Below are 3,580 nucleotides of genomic sequence, written 5' to 3'. Positions count from 1 at the left end.
CGCCCACGGTGCCCATGCCGCAGGCCGAGGCCGCATTGTCGCCGGCGCCGCCGGCGACCGGAATGCCTGAAGCAATACCCCATTTCGAGGCAAGCTCGCCGCGCAAGCCGCCGGCCTTCGCCGTGCCTTCGACCAGCGACGGCATATGCTTCTCGTCGAGCGTTGTCGCGGCGAGCAGTTCGGAGGACCACTGCCGCTTGCCGACGTCGAGCCAGGATGTGCCCGCCGAATCCGACATCTCCGAAATATGCTCGCCGGTCAGCCAGAGCCGCAGATAGTCCTTGGGCAGGAGCACCTTTGCGACAGCGGCAAAAACACTGGGCTCGTTGTCCTTCACCCACACCAGCTTCGGCGCCGTGAAGCCCGGGAAGACGATGTTGCCGGTGAGCTTGCGGAAACGCGGGTCGGCGTCGAGCGCCGCTGCCTCGACATGGCTGCGGGTGTCGTTCCAAAGGATGCAGGGACGCAGCACCTTGTCCGAGGCGTCGAGCAGGGTCGCGCCATGCATCTGGCCGGAGAGGCCGATACCCTTGACCGCTGCAAGCTCCTTGGGATGGGAAGTCTTGAGCTCGGCAATCGCTGTCTGGCAGGCTTCGATCCAGTGCGCCGGATTCTGTTCGGACCAGCCGGCATGCGGCCGCGAGACGTCCAGCGAGCCGTGGCCGGACCCGACGACCGTCTGGCGATCATCGATCAGGAGCGCCTTGACGCCCGAGGTGCCCAGGTCGATGCCGAGATACATGATTTCCTCCCGATGCCATTAATTTTTTCGGGTCTCGAAAAAATCTGGCTTGGCCAGTTCTTAAGCCAAGATCCGCCTCCGGTCAATTCTCTGACAAATCGGCCGCGCGGCGCGAGAACAGCGCCGACAGCGGGCTGTCCGGCCGCGCCAGCTGACGCTCGGCGGTCAACGCCCGTGCCAGCGCGCTGTCACCGGCACGCAGCGCCGCCTCGATCAGCATCAGGTCGATCACGTCGCGTTGTGCATGGCTGCCGCCGAAGCGGTGCGCGATCCAGCGGATTGGCCGGATCAGGCGCACCACTTCTCCGTAGTTGCCCTCGCCGAATGCTTTGATCGCCAAGGTTAGAGGGTGGCCGACGTCGCGCGTGAATGCGGCGTTATCGTCATCGCCGCGCATTGCTTCGCGCTGCGCTTCGAGCAGGGTCTGGGCCGGCGCGTGCCGCCCGGCGCCGACAAAGGCCATCATCGCATGCGCATCGTTGAAGGCGTAATTGCCGGCGGCCGCCTTTGGCGCCCAGTTCGCCGCAAGCGCCGCCCAGCGGTCGCCGACATCGACGCCGTGGAGATAAAGTCGCCACAGGATCGCCGAGGCGTCGACCATGTTGAGCGCCAGCGTCGAGCGGTCGCCGTAGATCGGCCCGTCATAGAGCTGGAGCACCTCGTTTGTCTCGCCGAGATCGTAGTGGAACAGCGCCAGATGCCACCAATTATGGATCTTGAGGAAGCTGTCCTTCGTCCACGCCTCCGGATTGGCGCGCATCCAGGCGATGCCCTCCCTTTGCCGGCTTTGCATTTCCATGACATGCGCGACCGCGTGCTGCGCCCAGCCGTCGCGCGGCTCGATCTCGATGGCCTGCCGGCCGAAGGCTTCGGCGCGCGCATAGTCGCCCATTTCCTCCAGCCCGAAAGCCTGCATGCCGAGAACGGCATGGTAGCCCGGCATGTCCTTCTCCCAAGCCGGCAACGCCCGACCGATGCGGTCGCGCAGCATGCGCGCATTGCCGATGAAGAAGTCGATCTGGTGGCCAACCTGCAGCGCCACCGCATCGAGCGGGTTGTCGATGGCGACGTCCTCGAGGATGCGGGCGGCGTCATGCCAGCGGCCGCTGGCAAGATGGCCGAGCGCCGCGACATGCGCGCGCTCGCGCGCGGTGCCGGCGAGCGGCAGCGCCGCCGCATGACAGGTTTGCGCAACCGCCGTCGCCTCCCGCTCGGTGGCGAGGCCGAACAGGTAGCCTTTGAACACATGCGCCATCACGAAGCTGGGCTCATCGGCGATCGCGCTATCGACGGAGCCGACCGGGTCGCCGATGAAGCACTGCAGCTCGCGGACGGCTCTGGCGTAGGACGAAAGCCCGGCTTCGGTCGCGCCTGAATGCGTCAGGCCGAATGCGTCCTTCAGCGCCATGCCGCGTCCTTTAATGCCTGCTCGTCCGGTCGAACCGATGCGATCCTAGAACATCGACCGTCGGCCCGCCAACCGGCGAGGGCTTCGACTGTGTCGAACCGGACTTCTCCTCAATTCCCCGAACGCATCGCCACCGTGGCGATGCCGGCGCCGACAAGCAATGTCCCGCCGGTGCGGTTGAAGATACGGATCGCCCTTGGGTTGCGCACCATGGCGCGCGCTCGCGAAGCAATCAGCGCATAGCCGAAGGCATTGCTGAATGCGAGCGCCAGGAAGGTCGCTTCGAAGATCAGCATCTGCGTCCAGAAATCGGCATGCCGGTCGAGAAACTGCGGCAGGAAGGCGACGAAGAACGTGATGCTCTTCGGGTTGAGCGCCGTGACCAGCCAGGCATGCGCCATCATCCTTGCCGCCGACACGGCGTCGGTGCGCGGTTCGGCCTTCAGCGCGCCGCCGGCGCGGAACAGTTTTATGCCGAGATAGATGAGGTAGCCGGCGCCGATCACCTTGAGCACGGTGAACACAGTGGCCGAAGCCGCAAGCAGCGCGCCGATGCCGAGCATCGAAAGCGTCATGGCGGTGAAATCGCCGAGCGCGACGCCGACTGCCATCGGCAGCGCCGTACGCCAGCCCTGGCCGAGCGCATAGGAGACGACCAAGAGGATCGTCGGGCCCGGGATGACGAGGAGGATGGCGGAGGCAGCGGCAAAGGCAGCCCAGTTTTCGAAGGACATTTTCCCTACTCCTTGAGCGCAAAGAACAGGATAAATCCTGGGGTATGCGAGATTGTAAAGAGGCGTTGGAGAAAATCTTCGGCGCCGGCCTGCCCTGGCGCCTGGCCCGGACAACGCCCTGTCAGGGTTAAGTGCGGGCAAAGTTCTTTCACCCTTTTTCAACCATGACTGACGAAAATTGCAGCCATTCGGCCGGACCGTGCTTCCCGCCGACAGCGTAGGGTTTGGTGTATGCGCGAGTTGCCGCAAAGTCTGACGCCGCCTTCGAGCGGCGAAACCGTCGAAACCGAAGTTCCGCTTTCCCGCCGCGCCATGCTTTCCGGCATGGGCGCCATGGCGCTGCTCGGCATGGCCGGCTGCGGCACCACCGACACGCTCGACCTGCCGCAATTGCAGATCGACGACACCACCACCGGATCGGTGCCGATCCGACCGGCGATCAGCGTCGACAAGAACATCACCGGTCCCGACGTGATGTATGCTGCCTTGACCGACAACGGCTTCCAGGTCCCGGCGGTGCCCTACCAGAAGGTCAAGCCGGAGTTCCGTCGCCAGATCGTCGTCGACAAGACCGGCGAAGCGCCCGGCACCATCGTCGTGCATTTGCAGGAGCGCATGCTTTATCTCGTCCAGCCCGGCGGCGACGCCATCCGCTACGGCGTCGGTATCGGTAAGGACGGCTTCCGCTGGTCGGGC

4 protein-coding genes are annotated in these 3,580 nt (G+C 65.0%); 1 reads left to right on the top strand and 3 read right to left on the bottom strand.

Features of this window, described 5'->3' with window-relative positions; all coding sequences use genetic code 11:
- From EOA60_RS23870 to EOA60_RS23860, 3 genes are all read right to left on the bottom strand, one after another.
- Positions 1 to 742 (bottom strand): FGGY family carbohydrate kinase (locus EOA60_RS23870; RefSeq protein ID WP_245502603.1); only part of this gene is annotated, 742 nt, incomplete at its 3' end.
- A gap of 82 nt (positions 743 to 824) precedes the next feature.
- Positions 825 to 2,150: a tetratricopeptide repeat protein gene (locus tag EOA60_RS23865; protein ID WP_095824382.1), complete on the bottom strand. Its 1,326-nt coding sequence runs from the start codon at positions 2,148 to 2,150 to the stop codon at positions 825 to 827.
- 110 nt (positions 2,151 to 2,260) lie between these two features.
- Entirely contained in the window at positions 2,261 to 2,884 is a 624-nt protein-coding gene (locus EOA60_RS23860; protein ID WP_095824381.1) for a LysE family translocator, read from the bottom strand.
- Between the two features lie 231 nt (positions 2,885 to 3,115).
- Here EOA60_RS23860 and EOA60_RS23855 point away from each other — a divergent pair.
- Positions 3,116 to 3,580: L,D-transpeptidase (locus tag EOA60_RS23855; RefSeq protein ID WP_164899493.1), on the top strand; the 465-nt coding region annotated here is incomplete at its 3' end.

The sequence above is a fragment of the Mesorhizobium sp. M1A.F.Ca.IN.020.06.1.1 genome (genome assembly GCF_004023265.1).
Taxonomy (GTDB): domain Bacteria; phylum Pseudomonadota; class Alphaproteobacteria; order Rhizobiales; family Rhizobiaceae; genus Mesorhizobium.
This window is presented reverse-complemented; position numbering and strand designations above follow the sequence as displayed.

What these genes read in the sequence shown, in the direction of transcription:
- EOA60_RS23860 (WP_095824381.1), bottom strand. Translation starts at nt 2,884, where the DNA reads ATGTCCTTCGAAAACTGGGCTGCCTTTGCCGCTGCCTCCGCCATCCTC.
- EOA60_RS23865 (WP_095824382.1), bottom strand. Translation starts at nt 2,150, where the DNA reads ATGGCGCTGAAGGACGCATTCGGCCTGACGCATTCAGGCGCGACCGAA.